The sequence below is a fragment of the Nocardioides sp. NPDC058538 genome, assembly GCF_042719275.1.
Taxonomy (GTDB): Bacteria; Actinomycetota; Actinomycetes; order Propionibacteriales; family Nocardioidaceae; genus Nocardioides.
This window is the reverse complement of the sequence record NZ_JBHXNY010000010.1, coordinates 67,202-79,910: the sequence shown is the minus strand read 5'-3', so window position 1 is coordinate 79,910 and position 12,709 is coordinate 67,202. Positions and strand designations below refer to the sequence as shown.

Sequence of the window (12,709 nt, the reverse complement as noted above, 5' to 3'; positions counted from 1 at the left end):
CGTGTGGGAATCTTCTGACATGGTTCGACTCTTCCCTGCCGCCCGCCGTGCCATCGCTGCCGAGGAGGCCTCGCCGCCGGTCTGGGAGGTCGACGTCGCCGCCCAGCGCGACCAGGCCCGCAAGCTGGCCGCGGCCGAGGCGAAGGAGGAGGTCGCGGAGGTGGCCGGGGTCGACGCCGACGGGGTTCCGTGCCGGCTCTACACCCCCGAGGACGTACGCGAGGGGGTGATCGTCCACCTCCACGGCGGTGGCTTCGTCTTCAACGACGTCGAGGTCCACGACGCCGCGTGCCGGAGGCTGGCCAACCGGAGCGGGCTGCGGGTGCTGTCGGTCGACTACCGCAGGCCTCCGGAGCACCCCTATCCCGCGGCTCCCGACGACGTCGACACGGTCGTCAAGTGGCTGGGCAACGACCCGCTCCTGAGCACGTTGCCGGCCTACGTCCACGGTGACAGTGCCGGCGGCAACCTCGCCCTCGTCGCGGCGCTGCGCAACCCGGGCGTCTTCGGCGCGATGGTGCTCGTCTACCCGTTCCTCGACCCGTCGATGAGCACCCCGGGCTACGCGATGGTGGACGGCTGGAACGAGGAGGCGGCGTGGTACTGGAAGCAGTACGCCTCGACCGAAGCCGATCTCCGCAATCCTGACCTCGGCCCCTATCTCGCCTCTGACCAGGAGCTTCGCGGCCTGCCGCCGACGCTGATCGTCAGCGCCGAGGGCGACATCCTGATCGACGAGAACGAGGACTTCGCGCTCCGGTTGGCCGATCTCGGCGTCGAGGTGATCGCCTTCCGTGCGGTCGGCCAGATCCACGGTTTCTGGCGCCACGGCCAGACCTTCCCGGCCGCGGAGTCGGTGATGGCGATGACTGCTGCCTTCTTTCGGGGACGCCGGTGACGGAGCCCTACGACGTCACCGAGGTCCGGGCCGCCTACGACTCCGTCTCCAAGGCGTACGCCGAGATCGTCGACCCTACGATCACCGAGACCTCCTTCGACGCCGGTGTCCTCGACACCTTCGTCAGCTACGTACGCAAGGACGGTGGCGGGCTGGTCGGCGACATCGGCTGCGGGCCCGGGCGGGTGACGGCCTATCTGGCCGAGCGGGGGATCGACGTCTTCGGAGTCGACCTGTCGACGGGCATGATCGCGCAGGCCAAGGAGCGGCATCCGGCGCTCCGGTTCGAGGTCGGCGACATGGCTCGTCTCCCGCTCCGCGACGGTGAGCTCGCCGGCGTGCTGGCGTGGTACTCGCTCATCCACACACCGCCTGGGCGCCGGCCCGAGGTGATCGCCGAGCTCGCCCGGGTCACCCGCCGCGGCGGCCGGTTCGTGACCGCGTTCCAGGTCGGGGACGAGCACGTACGCCACATCGGCGCCTACGGCCACGACGTCACCTTCGACGGCTATCGGCTCCCGGTCGAGGCGACCAGCGCCCTGCTCGAGGAGGCGGGTTTCGAGGTCACCGGGACGGTCGTGCGCTCCGCCGAGGACTGGGAGCGGACGCCGCAGGCGTATCTCGTCGCGCGCCGTCGCTGACGACCGATAGGTTGCGCGCATGACGCAGCAGCCGTACCACGTCCCCCGCTTCTTCCTCCGCCAGAAGGTCACGCCTTTCACCAACAAGTACGTCGCCCAGGCCGCCAACGCCGACGGCTCCGAGGGGCAGGTGCTCGCCTTCGCGCAGCAGAAGCGGCTGGCGTTCAAGGAGCAGGTGACCTTCTACGCCGACGAGTCGAAGTCGCAGGCCGTCTTCGCGTTCAAGGCGCGTGCGGTGATGGACCTCAACGCCGGCTACGACGTCACCGACCCGAGCGGTGCGGCGCTCGGCTTCTTCCGCAAGGACTTCGGCAAGAGCCTGCTCCGCTCGACGTTCCAGGTCGAGGGCCCCGGCTACGCCGGCACCGGTCAGGAACGCAACCAGCTGGTCGCCATCCTGCGCCGCTTCACCGAGTTCGACTTCATGCCGATCCATTTCGACTACGTGTCCTCGGAGAACCAGCCGCTGATCTCGATCGAGCGCCGCTTCGCCTTCCGTGACAAGTACACGGTCACCGTCCACGACCCGCGCGTCGACTTCCGGGTCGCCGCAGCCCTCGCGGTCGCGATGGACGCGCTGATGCAGCGCTGAGCCGCTCGGCTCAGGCTGGGCTCGTCCGGTCCGGGTCCGCCGCTGCCAGGTGCGGGCGGACAAGGTCCAGCAGCAGCTGGTGGGTGGCTGCGTCGGCCGCCGCGATCATCCCGCGGCCGGTGTGGATCGGGTCGCCGTTGAGGTCGGTGACGACGCAGCCGGCGGCCTGGCACAGCGCGATGCCGGCGGTGAAGTGGACGCTTCCCTCGAGGTGGCCATCGGTGACGTACGCCGCCCGCCGGCCCGCCGCCACCCAGGCGACCGCGAGGGTTGAGGACATCACGCGCGGGCCGAACTGGGCCCGCAGGCGGGGGTCGGCGACGAGCTGCCCGCCGACGAACGGCCGGTCGAGCGGGCCGTCGCACTGGATGTCGACGAGCCGGGTGCGCGGACTCGGAGCGAGGACCGTGTCGCCGCCGCCCTGGCGCAGCCAGGCGGAGGCGCCGTCGGTCCAGAAGATCTCTTCGCTGATCGGATCCGCCGAGACTGCCGTCTCGACGCCCTCGGGTGTCACGAGTGCGACATTCACCGCGGCGAGCGGGGTCTGAGCGGCATAGTTGAGCGTCCCGCAGAGCGGGTCGACCAACCATCGCCGCTCGCTCTCGCCGCTGCGCCCGGTCTCCTCACCCTCGAAGGCGTCGTCGGGCCGGTACGTCGCGATCGTCTCCCGGATCGCCTTCTCCGAGGCGATGTCCGCCTCGGTCGCGCTGCGCTTGTCTTTTTGGCGAGTCGGGGACTTGTCGAAGTGGCTCAGGGCGGTGCCGTACATCTCTCTGACCACAGCCGCCCCTGCGGTAGCGGCCGCGATCGCGACGGCCTGGTCCGGGAACGCTGCCCTGAAGGCGTCGATCGCTGGATCAGGGGACTCCTCCGGCTCGTCGTCGATGAAGACCGCCACCACCTCGGCCTCGGGATCCTCGGTCAGCGCCGGCAGGATCCTGTCGCGCCAGCTTCGTACGTTGGGATGGTCATACTCGACGTACGCCTCCGCGGGCGAGATCAGCTCGATCGCCCGCTCGAGCTCCTCTCGGGACAGCCGGTACGCCGCGGTTCCGCGCTTGTGTCCGACGACTGTTGCGATCACCACCGCCGGGAGGCGATGGCCGTAGGCGTTGACCAGGGGGAAATGCTCTGGCTTGTGGTCGGGTGCTGTCGACGGGCGGAGGCCTACGCCGTGGGCGTTCGGCGGCGTCCAGCCGTCGATCGCTGACTCGAACCTTGATCTTGCCGCGAGGATCTCGTCCATCGTTGTCCAGTGCTCCACGATCGGGGAATCTATCGGTGGGCTTGTCCTTTGGGGGAGTGCTTTTCGGTTGTTGCTTCGGGGTTGGGGTGGGCCGCCGACCCGGTCTTGAGGGTCTTCTCGACGGTCCCCGGAGTAAAGGACGGCCTGCGGTCCCAGCCCCGACAAAGAAACACCAACCACCAAATCCGAAGATCCAGCAGCGGTAGGAGAGGATGGGAGGCATGCGCGTCCACATCGGCTGTGACCACGCCGGTCTCGAACTGAAGTCCCACCTGACCAACCGTCTGACGGAGCTCGGCTACGAGCCTGTCGACCATGGCCCGTTCGTCTACGACGCACTCGACGACTACCCGGTCTTCTGCATCCGGGCCGCCGAGGGGGTGGCCCGGGACCGGGAGCAGGGGCTGGACAGCCTCGGGGTCGTGATCGGGGGCTCGGGCAACGGTGAGCAGATGGCGGCCAACAAGGTGACCGGCATCCGCTGCGCGCTCGCGTGGAGCGAGGAGACCGCCAAGCTCGCTCGTGACCACAACAATGCCCAGGTGGTCGCGGTGGGCGGCCGGATGCACAGCCTCGAGGACATGACGAAGTTCGTCGAGATCTTCCTGGCCGAGCCGTTCAGCGAGGAGGAGCGGCACGTACGCCGCATCGACCAGCTCCACGCCTACGACGCCCACGGCGTACGTCCGCCGCTTCCCGACTCGGCCAAGGGCCTGGGGCCCGCCGAGGACCAGGACTGATCCGGGGATGCCCGAGGGGCACACCCTCCACCGCCTCGCGCTCGATCTGAGTGACGCCTTCGCCGGCCAGCAGGTCCGGGTCAGCAGCCCACAGGGCCGGTTCGCCGACTCCGCCGCGCTGCTGGACGGCCAGATCCTCACCGGCGCCGAGGCGTGGGGCAAGCAGCTCTTCCTCGAGTTCTCGGGGGAGCAGTACGTCCACATCCATCTCGGCCTCTACGGCAAGCTCGACCTGAAGCCGCACGCAGGCGAGCCGCCGCTACCGATCGGCCAGGTTCGACTTCGCCTGGTCTCGACGAGCTCGAGCACCGAGGATGGGACGTACGCGGACCTGCGCGGCGCCAACACGTGCCACCTCGTCACCGCGGCCCAGCGCGACGCGGTGGTCGCGAAGCTCGGGCCGGACCCGCTGCGCGACGACGCCGACCCGGGCCGTGCGTGGCTGCGGATCAGCCGGAGCCGTACGACCATCGGCGCGCTGCTGATGGACCAGTCCGTCCTGGCCGGGGTGGGCAACGTCTATCGGGCCGAGGTGCTCTTCCGGCACCGGATCGACCCGATGCGCCCCGGGAACACCCTGCGCCGGCAGCAGTGGGACGCCATCTGGGACGACCTGGTCGGGCTCATGAAGCTCGGCGTCCAGCGGAACCGCATCGACACCGTCCGCGACGAACACACCCCCGAGGCGATGGGCCGTCCGCCCCGCAAGGACGATCACGGTGGCGAGGTCTACGTCTACCGCCGCCACGGCCAGCCCTGCCTGGTGTGTGGCACGAGCGTACGCACCACCGAGCTGCAGCAGCGCAACCTGTTCTGGTGCCCGAAGTGCCAGCGCACGTACCGGCCCCGGAGGACCGTAAAGAAGTAGCCCGCACTACTCTCCGGCCTGCGAGAACGACCACGCAGTCCCCACCCCGAGACCTAGAGTGAGGCCATGTCGAGCCATGCCTTCGCGGACCGCCTGCGGAGCAACGCGATCCGCCGCAGGTTCCGTGACCCGGAGCTGCGAGCGGTGCTGTGGCTCGGGCTGCTCACCATCGTCCTGACGTTCCTCGCGGCGGCTCAGACGGGCTGGCTGCAGGTGGTCCCGGTCGCGGTCCTCACCGTGCCGCTGCTGCTCGGAGCGGTGCTGCTCGGGCCGCGTACGCTCAGCTGGTTCGTGGTCTTCGTGATGGTGATGATCGTGGTCGCCGCCAGCCAGGTGACGCTCTCCGACCGGGACGCCGCCGCCATCGGCGTGCACTTTCTGCTCGGCGCGATCGTCCTGTCCGTCGCGATGCGCCGCACCTACCTCGGGGTGGGCGGCTTGAACGACGAGATGATGCTGCTCGACCTGACCCACAAGCTCGACCAGGGCGCGATCCCCCCGATGCCTCCCGGATGGCTCGCGGACTCGGCTGTCCTGCCGGCGGGCGGGACCCGGTTCACCGGTGACTTCGTGGTGGCTGCGCGGGAGGCCGACCGGCTGGAGATCGTCGTCGTCGATGTCTCCGGCAAGGGGGAGCGTGCGGGCACCAGAGCACTTCAGTTGTCCGGTGCGTTCGGCGGTCTCCTCGGCGCGGTACCGCCGGCCGAGTTCCTGCCCGCCGCCAACCGCTACCTGCTCCGCCAGGACTGGCAGGAGGGCTTCGCGACCGCGGTCTACCTCTCGATCGACCTGACCAATGGTGCGTACGAGATCCGCTCGGCCGGCCACCCGCCCGCCCTCCTACGCCGCGCCGCCACCGGCCGCTGGGAGGAGGCCGAGAGCAACGGCCCGGTGCTGGGACTCATCGATGACGTCGAGTTCGACGCCTGCGAGGGAGTGCTCGGGGTGGGCGACATGGTGATGCTCTACACCGACGGCGTCGTGGAGGCGCGAGGGGTCGATCTCGAGCGCGGCATCGGAAACCTGGTCGCCACCGCCGACCATCTCGCGGTCACCGGCAGGGGTGGGGGAGCGCGCCGCCTGCTCGAGGGACTGAGCGCCAGCTCCGACGATCGCGCGCTCGTCGCGGTCGGGCGACGGTGACCGAATCGACCCTGTGAACCGACCGGTAGGGGAGCCGGTTACAGGTGTGAGCCAGATCTATGGCAGGATTTCGCAGGTCGCACGAGGGCGTTGGCTCTCGCGTGCGCGGATGTAGCTCAATGGTAGAGCCTCAGTCTTCCAAACTGATTACGCGGGTTCGATTCCCGTCATCCGCTCCAAGAGCCATTCCCGCTGATTGGGGAGGGGCCCTTGACGGGGCGTAGCGTAGTGGCTAGCGCGCCTGCTTTGGGAGCAGGAGACCGCAGGTTCGAGTCCTGTCGCCCCGACATTCCATAGCCCTGCACGCGACATCATTCTCAGAAACAAACGACAGGAGACACCCTGTGAAGAGCGCCGTCGAGACGTTGAGCCCGACCCGGGCCAAGCTGACCGTCGAGGTGCCCTTCGAGGAGCTCAAGCCGAGCCTCGACGCGGCGTACAAGCAGATCGCCAAGCAGATCAACGTTCCCGGCTTCCGCCGGGGCAAGGTCCCGCCCCAGGTGATCGACAAGCAGGTCGGCCGCGGTGCGGTGCTCTCCGAGGCGGTCAACAACGTCCTCCCGCAGATGTACTTCGACGCCCTCCAGGAGAACTCGCTCGAGCCGCTCGCGCAGCCCGAGATCGAGGTCACCAAGCTCGAGGACAACGAGACCCTGGAGTTCACCGCTGAGGTCGACATCAAGCCCGAGATCACGCTCCCCGACTACGAGGGCATCTCGGCATCGGTCGAGGACATCGAGCTCACCGACGCTGACGTCGAGGAGCAGATCCAGGCGATGCGCGAGCGCTTCGGCACCCTCAAGGACGTCGAGCGCGCCGCCGCTGACGGCGACTTCGTGGTCATCGACCTGAAGGCGACCAAGGACGGCGAGGACGTCGAGGGCGCCGAGGCCGTCGGGATGAGCTACCAGGTCGGCAAGGGCGGCATGCTCGACGGCCTGGACGAGGCCATCGTCGGTCTGTCCGCCGGCGAGTCCAAGGACTTCAAGAGCACCCTCGTGGGCGGTGAGCTGATCGGCCAGGAGGTCGACGTCAACGTCACCGTCAACCAGGTGCAGGAGCAGGAGCTCCCGGCGTACGACGACGACTTCGCTCAGCTCGCCAGCGAGTTCGACACCGTCAAGGAGCTCGAGGAGGACGTCCGCGGCCGCCTCGGCAACGGCAAGCGCCTCGAGCAGGCCGCTGCCGCCCGTGACGCCGTCCTCGAGGCCCTCCTGGAGCAGCTCGAGATCCCGCTGCCGGAGAGCATCGTCACCGACGAGCTCAACGCGCGTCGTGAGGGCATCGAGCAGCAGCTCGGAATGGCCGGCCTCACCTTCGAGAAGTACCTCGAGGACGAGGAGCAGACGATCGAGGAGTTCGAGGCCGACCTCGAGCGCCGCGTTCGTGACGCCGTCGCCGCCCAGCTGATCCTCGACCAGATCGCCAAGGAGAAGGAGATCGGGGTCGAGCAGCAGGAGCTGACCGAGCACATGATGCGCCGCGCGCAGCAGTCCGGTCAGGACCCGCAGGAGTTCGTCAACCACATGCTCGAGCACAACCACGTGCCCGAGCTGGTCCAGGAGATCCTGCGCGGCAAGGCGCTCGCCCAGCTCGTCGAGGCCGCCAAGGTCACCGACGAGTCCGGCAACCACGTCGAGCTGAAGAACCTCCGCCCCGACGGCACCATCGGCGAGGACGAGCCCGAGGCTGAGGACGAGCCTGAGGCCGAGGCCCCCGAGGAGACCGAGAAGGCCGACGCCTGATCACCCTCAGACGTACGTCACAGCGCCCCTGCCTCACGGCGGGGGCGCTGTCGTTTTCGTGTGAGTCGGCGCTACTGGGCGTCGAAGTTGTCCGTCGGGTCGCCTGAGACCTCCAGATTCTTGGCCGCGCAGTCGGTCTTCGACAGGCCCTGCTCGACGCACCACTCCAGCGCGGGAGTGGAGGTGTCGCTGGGATGGGGGACCACGACGGCGTACATCCCCGGCTTCACGTACGAGCTCGGCCACTCGCCGGTGTCGAGGAGCAGCGCCTCGGGGTGGGCGGTCTTGATCTTCTGGTAGCGGGTCAGCGCCTGCTGCCAGTCGGCATCGCCGCCGTCCCCGGCGCCGACCGCCGCGAGCTGTGGGATCCAGGTGCCGATGAGCTTGGTGGCCGCGTCGGTGTCGAGGCGGGAGATGCGGAGCAGCTGATCCTCAGGCGGGGCGTTCGGGTCCACGGACGGCACGCTCGACGGCTTGCTCGTGGGGCTGGTCGAAGGCTCCGGCTCCGCCTCGGACTGCATGGGTCCGGTCCCGTCCTTGCCGAAGATGAATCCGAGCACGCCGGCGACGAGCACCAGTACCACGATCATCACCAGGATCGGTGCGGTGCGGCCCTTCCGTTGCGCCGGGGGTGGCGAGGCGGCGTCGTCGAAGAAGTACCCCCGGGTGCCGCGACCCGTGGTCGCATCGTCGCCGAGCTCGTCCACGAAGAGCGGACGGTGCCGCTCCGGGGGAGCCAGGAGCGGGGTGCCGCAGCCGATGCAGTAGATGGCCCCGGGCAGCAGATCATCGCCGCACGACTGGCAGTGTGATTCGTTCTCGTCGCTCACGCGCGGAAACCCCCTTCCGCATCCGACGGTAACCCGCGGAGACCGCTGTCGTCACGCAACACCAGTAACAACAGCATCACAGACACCAGACGCGTGAGTGAACGCAAACGTACTGAACGTGGTCGCGCCGGTGTGATCTGAGACACAGGCGGGTCGGACAGTGGGCACAGGTGATCCCGTCGGCCCAGGGTAGGCCCTACGCTGCCAGCGTGACCTCCAGCCCTGAGACCGTCCGCGCCGTGGTCCTGAACGTCGAGGACGCCCCGGTGGACCCTGACGCCGAGGAGCTGCTCGACCGCGGTCAGAGCAAGGTGGCCGGCATCGTCGGCCTGGCGAAGCTCGCCTGGCGCATCACGGCCTTCGCGCGTCGCCCGTTCGCGGCCCCGTTCGCGCTCGCGACCCCGATCATCCGCGGTGTCGTCAACACCGACTCCGGACCCGCCGTCGCGGTCCGGCACCAGGGCCGCATGGTCAGCCCGAAGGAGTGGGCCGCCGCCCAGCGGCAGGTCGGGTCGAGCCCTCGGATCCTGGTCCTGATCCCGCCTACGGGCAAGGACGAGACCGTCTGGGAGGAGGGCTCGCAGGCGACCGGTGCCACGTACGCAGACCGGCTCGCCGAGCTGCTCGGCTGGATGCCGCTGCACCTGCATGTGTCGGCCGGCAGCAAGTCGGTCCCCGCCGCGGTGGCGCTCAGCAGCAGGATCCAGGAGTGCGTCGACGCCCTCGCGGCGGAGCCGCGCATCGTCCTGGTCGGCTACGCCGGTGGTGGTCTCATCGCCCGCAACGCGCTCGGCGTGGCCACCGCGGGGGCGCGGCCGTGGACGACGTACGTCTCCGAGCTGATCGCCCTCGGCACGACGCCCTATGCGGTCACATCCGCCCCGATCTCGGGTGGGGTCGGCAAGCAGCTCGACGAGCACCTCGCCGGGATCGCGGTCGTCGGGGCCGACGAGGCGATGCTCCCGCCGCGACCGGATGTCGACTATCTGCTGGTCACCGACAGGGCGACCTCGCGCCCCAACCGGGTCGGGCGACTCTTCGGGGAGATGCTGTGGTGGCGGCACAAGACGCCGCTGCGGTCGCGGCGGGTCCGCGACCTGTTCCCGACGGCGGAGCGCTTCACGCTCTCGACCGCCGAGACGCCGCTGTCGAACCATCCTGCGGTCCACGACGCGCTGCTGCGCTGGCTGGCGTAGCCACGAGGATCGCGGCACCGCCCGGATTGCGACGCCATCGCCAATAGTTCTGCCGTCGGCGAACAATGGCACACCAGCCGTGGAACAACTGGATGTGGCGGCTAGTGTCGATCCTGTGAACATCGACTCCAGCGCGGCTGACGCTCATGCCGGTGCCCCAGGGCTCTCCCCGAGCCTAGGCGGCAACGGCGGCGGTCTGAGCCTTCTCGACGACAACATCTACAACCGACTGCTGCGGGAGCGCATCGTCTTCCTCGGCTCCGAGGTCCGCGACCAGAACGCCAACGCGATCTGCGCGCAGCTCCTGCTGCTCTCCGCGGAGGACCCCGAGGCCGACATCTTCCTTCACATCAACTCGCCCGGTGGCTCGGTGGATGCCGGTATGGCCATCTACGACACGATGCACTACATCCCCAACGACGTCGCCACCGTCGGCATGGGCCTGGCCGCCTCGATGGGCCAGTTCCTGCTGTGCGCCGGCGCGAAGGGCAAGCGCTACGCGCTGCCGCACGCGCGGATCATGATGCACCAGCCCTCCTCGGGCATGGGTGGCTCGGCCTCCGACATCAAGATCCAGGCCCAGCAGTCGCTGCACATCAAGAAGGTGCTGCTCGAGCTGATCAGCGACCACACCGGCCAGAGCGTCGAGCAGGTCACCACGGACGCCGACCGCGACCGCTGGTTCACCGCCGCCGAAGCACTCGACTACGGCCTGGTCGACCAGGTCATCAGGAGTGCCAAGGAAGCCTCCGACGAAGGCCGCCCCGCCCACAAGAAGGACTGAGGACATGAACTACTACATCCCGCAGTGGGAGGAGCGTACGTCGTACGGCGTCCGCCGGATCGACCCCTACGCCAAGCTCTTCGAGGACCGGATCATCTACCTGGGCACCCCGATCAGCGACGATGTCGCCAACGCGGTCATCGCCCAGCTGCTCTGCCTGCAGTCGATGAACCCGGACCAGGACATCTCGATCTACATCAACAGCCCCGGTGGCTCGTTCACGGCCTGCACCGCCATCTACGACACGATGCAGTTCATCAAGCCGGACGTGCAGACCGTCTGCATCGGTCAGGCCGCCTCGGCCGCCGCGATCCTGCTCGGCGCTGGTGCCCACGGTAAGCGGATGGCGCTGCCCAACAGCCGCATCCTGATCCACCAGCCCTACACCGAGGGCACCTTCGGCCAGACCTCCGACATCGAGATCCAGGCCAACGAGATCCTGCGGATGCGTGAGCTGCTCGAGAAGATGATCGCCGACCACAGCGGCAAGTCGATGGACGAGGTCAGCCACGACATCGAGCGAGACAAGATCCTCACCGCCGCCCAGGCGGTCGAGTACGGCCTGATCGACTCGGTGCTCGAGTCGCTCAAGACGCCGGCTCTCGTTTGACCATCGGGCCCCGCGCCGCTCCCACACTGAGGGCGCGGTGCGGGGTACCGTCAGTAACTATTCGGACCTAGCAGCACAAGTCGGGGAAGGAAGGCCACTCGTGGCACGCATCGGCGACGGAGGTGACCTGCTGAAGTGCTCCTTCTGCGGGAAGAGCCAGAAGCAGGTCAAGAAGCTCATCGCGGGTCCCGGCGTCTACATCTGCGACGAGTGCATCGACCTCTGCAACGAGATCATCGAGGAGGAGCTCAACGAGGGCTCCGAGGTGGAGATCGCCGACCTCCCCAAGCCGAAGGAGATCTTCGACTTCCTCAACTCCTACGTCATCGGCCAGGAGCAGGCGAAGAAGTCGCTCGCGGTGGCGGTCTACAACCACTACAAGCGCGTCCAGGCCGGCCTGCAGCCCGGCGGCCCGCAGGGCCCCGGCAAGCACGCCAAGGAGGAGCAGGTCGAGGTCGCCAAGTCCAACATCTTGGTGATCGGCCCGACCGGCTGCGGCAAGACCTACCTGGCGCAGACGCTGGCCCGGATGCTCAACGTCCCGTTCGCGATCGCGGACGCCACCGCGCTGACCGAGGCCGGCTACGTCGGTGAGGACGTCGAGAACATCCTCCTCAAGCTGATCCAGGCCGCCGACTACGACGTCAAGAAGGCCGAGACCGGCATCATCTACATCGACGAGATCGACAAGGTGGCCCGCAAGGCGGAGAACCCCTCGATCACGCGCGACGTCTCCGGTGAGGGCGTGCAGCAGGCGCTGCTGAAGATCATCGAGGGCACCACCGCCTCGGTGCCGCCGCAGGGCGGCCGTAAGCACCCGCACCAGGAGTTCATCCAGATCGACACCACCAACATCCTCTTCGTGGTGGGTGGCGCGTTCGCCGGTCTGGAGCACATCATCGAGCAGCGGGTCGGCAAGAAGACCCTCGGCTTCACCGCCGAGGTGCGCGGCAAGGCCGAGAAGGAGTCCGAGGACCTGCTGAAGCTGGTGCGTCCCGAGGACCTCACCAAGTTCGGGCTGATCCCGGAGTTCATCGGCCGACTGCCGCTGATCGCGAGCGTCGAGAAGCTCGACCAGGCCGCGCTCGTTCAGATCCTGACCGAGCCGCGCAACGCGCTGGTGAAGCAGTACCAGAAGCTCTTCGACCTCGACGGCGTCGACCTCGAGTTCACCGAGGAGGCGGTCACCGCCATCGCGGACAAGGCCCTCGAGCGCGGCACCGGTGCCCGTGGCCTACGGGCGATCATCGAGGAGGTTCTCCTCTACGTGATGTACGACGTGCCCTCCCGCGGCGACGTCGGCAAGGTGATTGTGACCCGCGAGGTGGTCGACGACGGCGAGATGCCGACCCTGGTTCCTCGCGAGAAGGAAACCAAGAAGAAGTCCGCGTAGCCCGTTTGGGTCATTTTCGCCGT

At 68.4% G+C, this 12,709-nt stretch carries 13 protein-coding genes and 2 tRNA genes; 13 read left to right on the top strand and 2 right to left on the bottom strand.

Going from position 1 to position 12,709, the window contains the following annotated elements:
- Positions 1-19: 19 nt before the first annotated feature.
- The 3 genes from ACFWQC_RS11670 to ACFWQC_RS11660 are packed head-to-tail and all read left to right on the top strand — an operon-like array spanning position 20 to position 2,131.
- The gene (locus tag ACFWQC_RS11670; RefSeq protein ID WP_378677433.1) at positions 20-898 is read left to right on the top strand and encodes an alpha/beta hydrolase; all 879 of its coding nucleotides are present in this window, start codon (positions 20-22) and stop codon (positions 896-898) included.
- Positions 895-1,539: a class I SAM-dependent DNA methyltransferase gene (locus ACFWQC_RS11665; RefSeq protein WP_378677430.1), complete on the top strand. Its 645-nt coding sequence runs from the start codon at positions 895-897 to the stop codon at positions 1,537-1,539. Before ACFWQC_RS11670 ends, ACFWQC_RS11665 begins: the two co-directional genes overlap by 4 nt.
- A 19-nt stretch (positions 1,540-1,558) precedes the next feature.
- Positions 1,559-2,131: a hypothetical protein gene (locus ACFWQC_RS11660; protein ID WP_378677427.1), complete on the top strand. Its 573-nt coding sequence runs from the start codon at positions 1,559-1,561 to the stop codon at positions 2,129-2,131.
- 10 nt (positions 2,132-2,141) lie between these two features.
- On the opposite strand, the gene ACFWQC_RS11655 is transcribed toward ACFWQC_RS11660, so the two are convergent.
- Complete coding sequence (locus ACFWQC_RS11655; protein ID WP_378677425.1) at positions 2,142-3,395, bottom strand: inositol monophosphatase family protein; 1,254 nt, start codon at positions 3,393-3,395, stop codon at positions 2,142-2,144.
- Between the two features lie 203 nt (positions 3,396-3,598).
- Here ACFWQC_RS11655 and ACFWQC_RS11650 point away from each other — a divergent pair, with 203 nt between their 5' ends.
- The 6 genes from ACFWQC_RS11650 to tig all read left to right on the top strand — a co-directional run bounded on the left by ACFWQC_RS11650 (position 3,599) and on the right by tig (position 7,873).
- On the top strand, positions 3,599-4,117 hold the full coding sequence (locus ACFWQC_RS11650) for a ribose-5-phosphate isomerase (RefSeq protein ID WP_378677422.1): 519 nt from the start codon (positions 3,599-3,601) through the stop codon (positions 4,115-4,117).
- A 7-nt stretch (positions 4,118-4,124) separates the two neighbouring features.
- Entirely contained in the window at positions 4,125-4,985 is an 861-nt protein-coding gene (locus ACFWQC_RS11645; RefSeq protein WP_378677419.1) for an Fpg/Nei family DNA glycosylase, read from the top strand.
- Positions 4,986-5,051: 66 nt separating this feature from the next.
- Positions 5,052-6,128, top strand: coding sequence for a PP2C family protein-serine/threonine phosphatase (locus ACFWQC_RS11640; RefSeq protein ID WP_378677417.1), 1,077 nt, complete (start codon positions 5,052-5,054; stop codon positions 6,126-6,128).
- Between the two features lie 105 nt (positions 6,129-6,233).
- Positions 6,234-6,307 (top strand) — tRNA-Gly (locus ACFWQC_RS11635).
- A 35-nt stretch (positions 6,308-6,342) separates the two neighbouring features.
- Positions 6,343-6,415: transfer RNA gene (locus ACFWQC_RS11630), tRNA-Pro, on the top strand.
- 57 nt (positions 6,416-6,472) lie between these two features.
- On the top strand, positions 6,473-7,873 hold the full coding sequence (tig, locus tag ACFWQC_RS11625; protein ID WP_378677415.1) for a trigger factor: 1,401 nt from the start codon (positions 6,473-6,475) through the stop codon (positions 7,871-7,873).
- A gap of 71 nt (positions 7,874-7,944) precedes the next feature.
- On the opposite strand, the gene ACFWQC_RS11620 is transcribed toward tig, so the two are convergent.
- Entirely contained in the window at positions 7,945-8,703 is a 759-nt protein-coding gene (locus ACFWQC_RS11620; RefSeq protein ID WP_378677412.1) for a hypothetical protein, read from the bottom strand.
- A gap of 209 nt (positions 8,704-8,912) precedes the next feature.
- Here ACFWQC_RS11620 and ACFWQC_RS11615 point away from each other — a divergent pair, with 209 nt between their 5' ends.
- The 4 genes from ACFWQC_RS11615 (at position 8,913) to clpX (ending at position 12,686) form a co-directional block, all read left to right on the top strand.
- The gene (locus ACFWQC_RS11615) at positions 8,913-9,899 is read left to right on the top strand and encodes a hypothetical protein (protein ID WP_378677409.1); all 987 of its coding nucleotides are present in this window, start codon (positions 8,913-8,915) and stop codon (positions 9,897-9,899) included.
- Between the two features lie 121 nt (positions 9,900-10,020).
- Entirely contained in the window at positions 10,021-10,683 is a 663-nt protein-coding gene (locus tag ACFWQC_RS11610; RefSeq protein WP_373292318.1) for an ATP-dependent Clp protease proteolytic subunit, read from the top strand.
- 4 nt (positions 10,684-10,687) lie between these two features.
- A complete protein-coding gene (locus ACFWQC_RS11605) occupies positions 10,688-11,293 on the top strand; it encodes an ATP-dependent Clp protease proteolytic subunit (protein WP_091049270.1) in 606 nt (201 codons plus the stop codon).
- A 100-nt stretch (positions 11,294-11,393) separates the two neighbouring features.
- Positions 11,394-12,686: an ATP-dependent Clp protease ATP-binding subunit ClpX gene (clpX, locus tag ACFWQC_RS11600; RefSeq protein WP_091049272.1), complete on the top strand. Its 1,293-nt coding sequence runs from the start codon at positions 11,394-11,396 to the stop codon at positions 12,684-12,686.
- Positions 12,687-12,709: the final 23 nt, after the last annotated feature.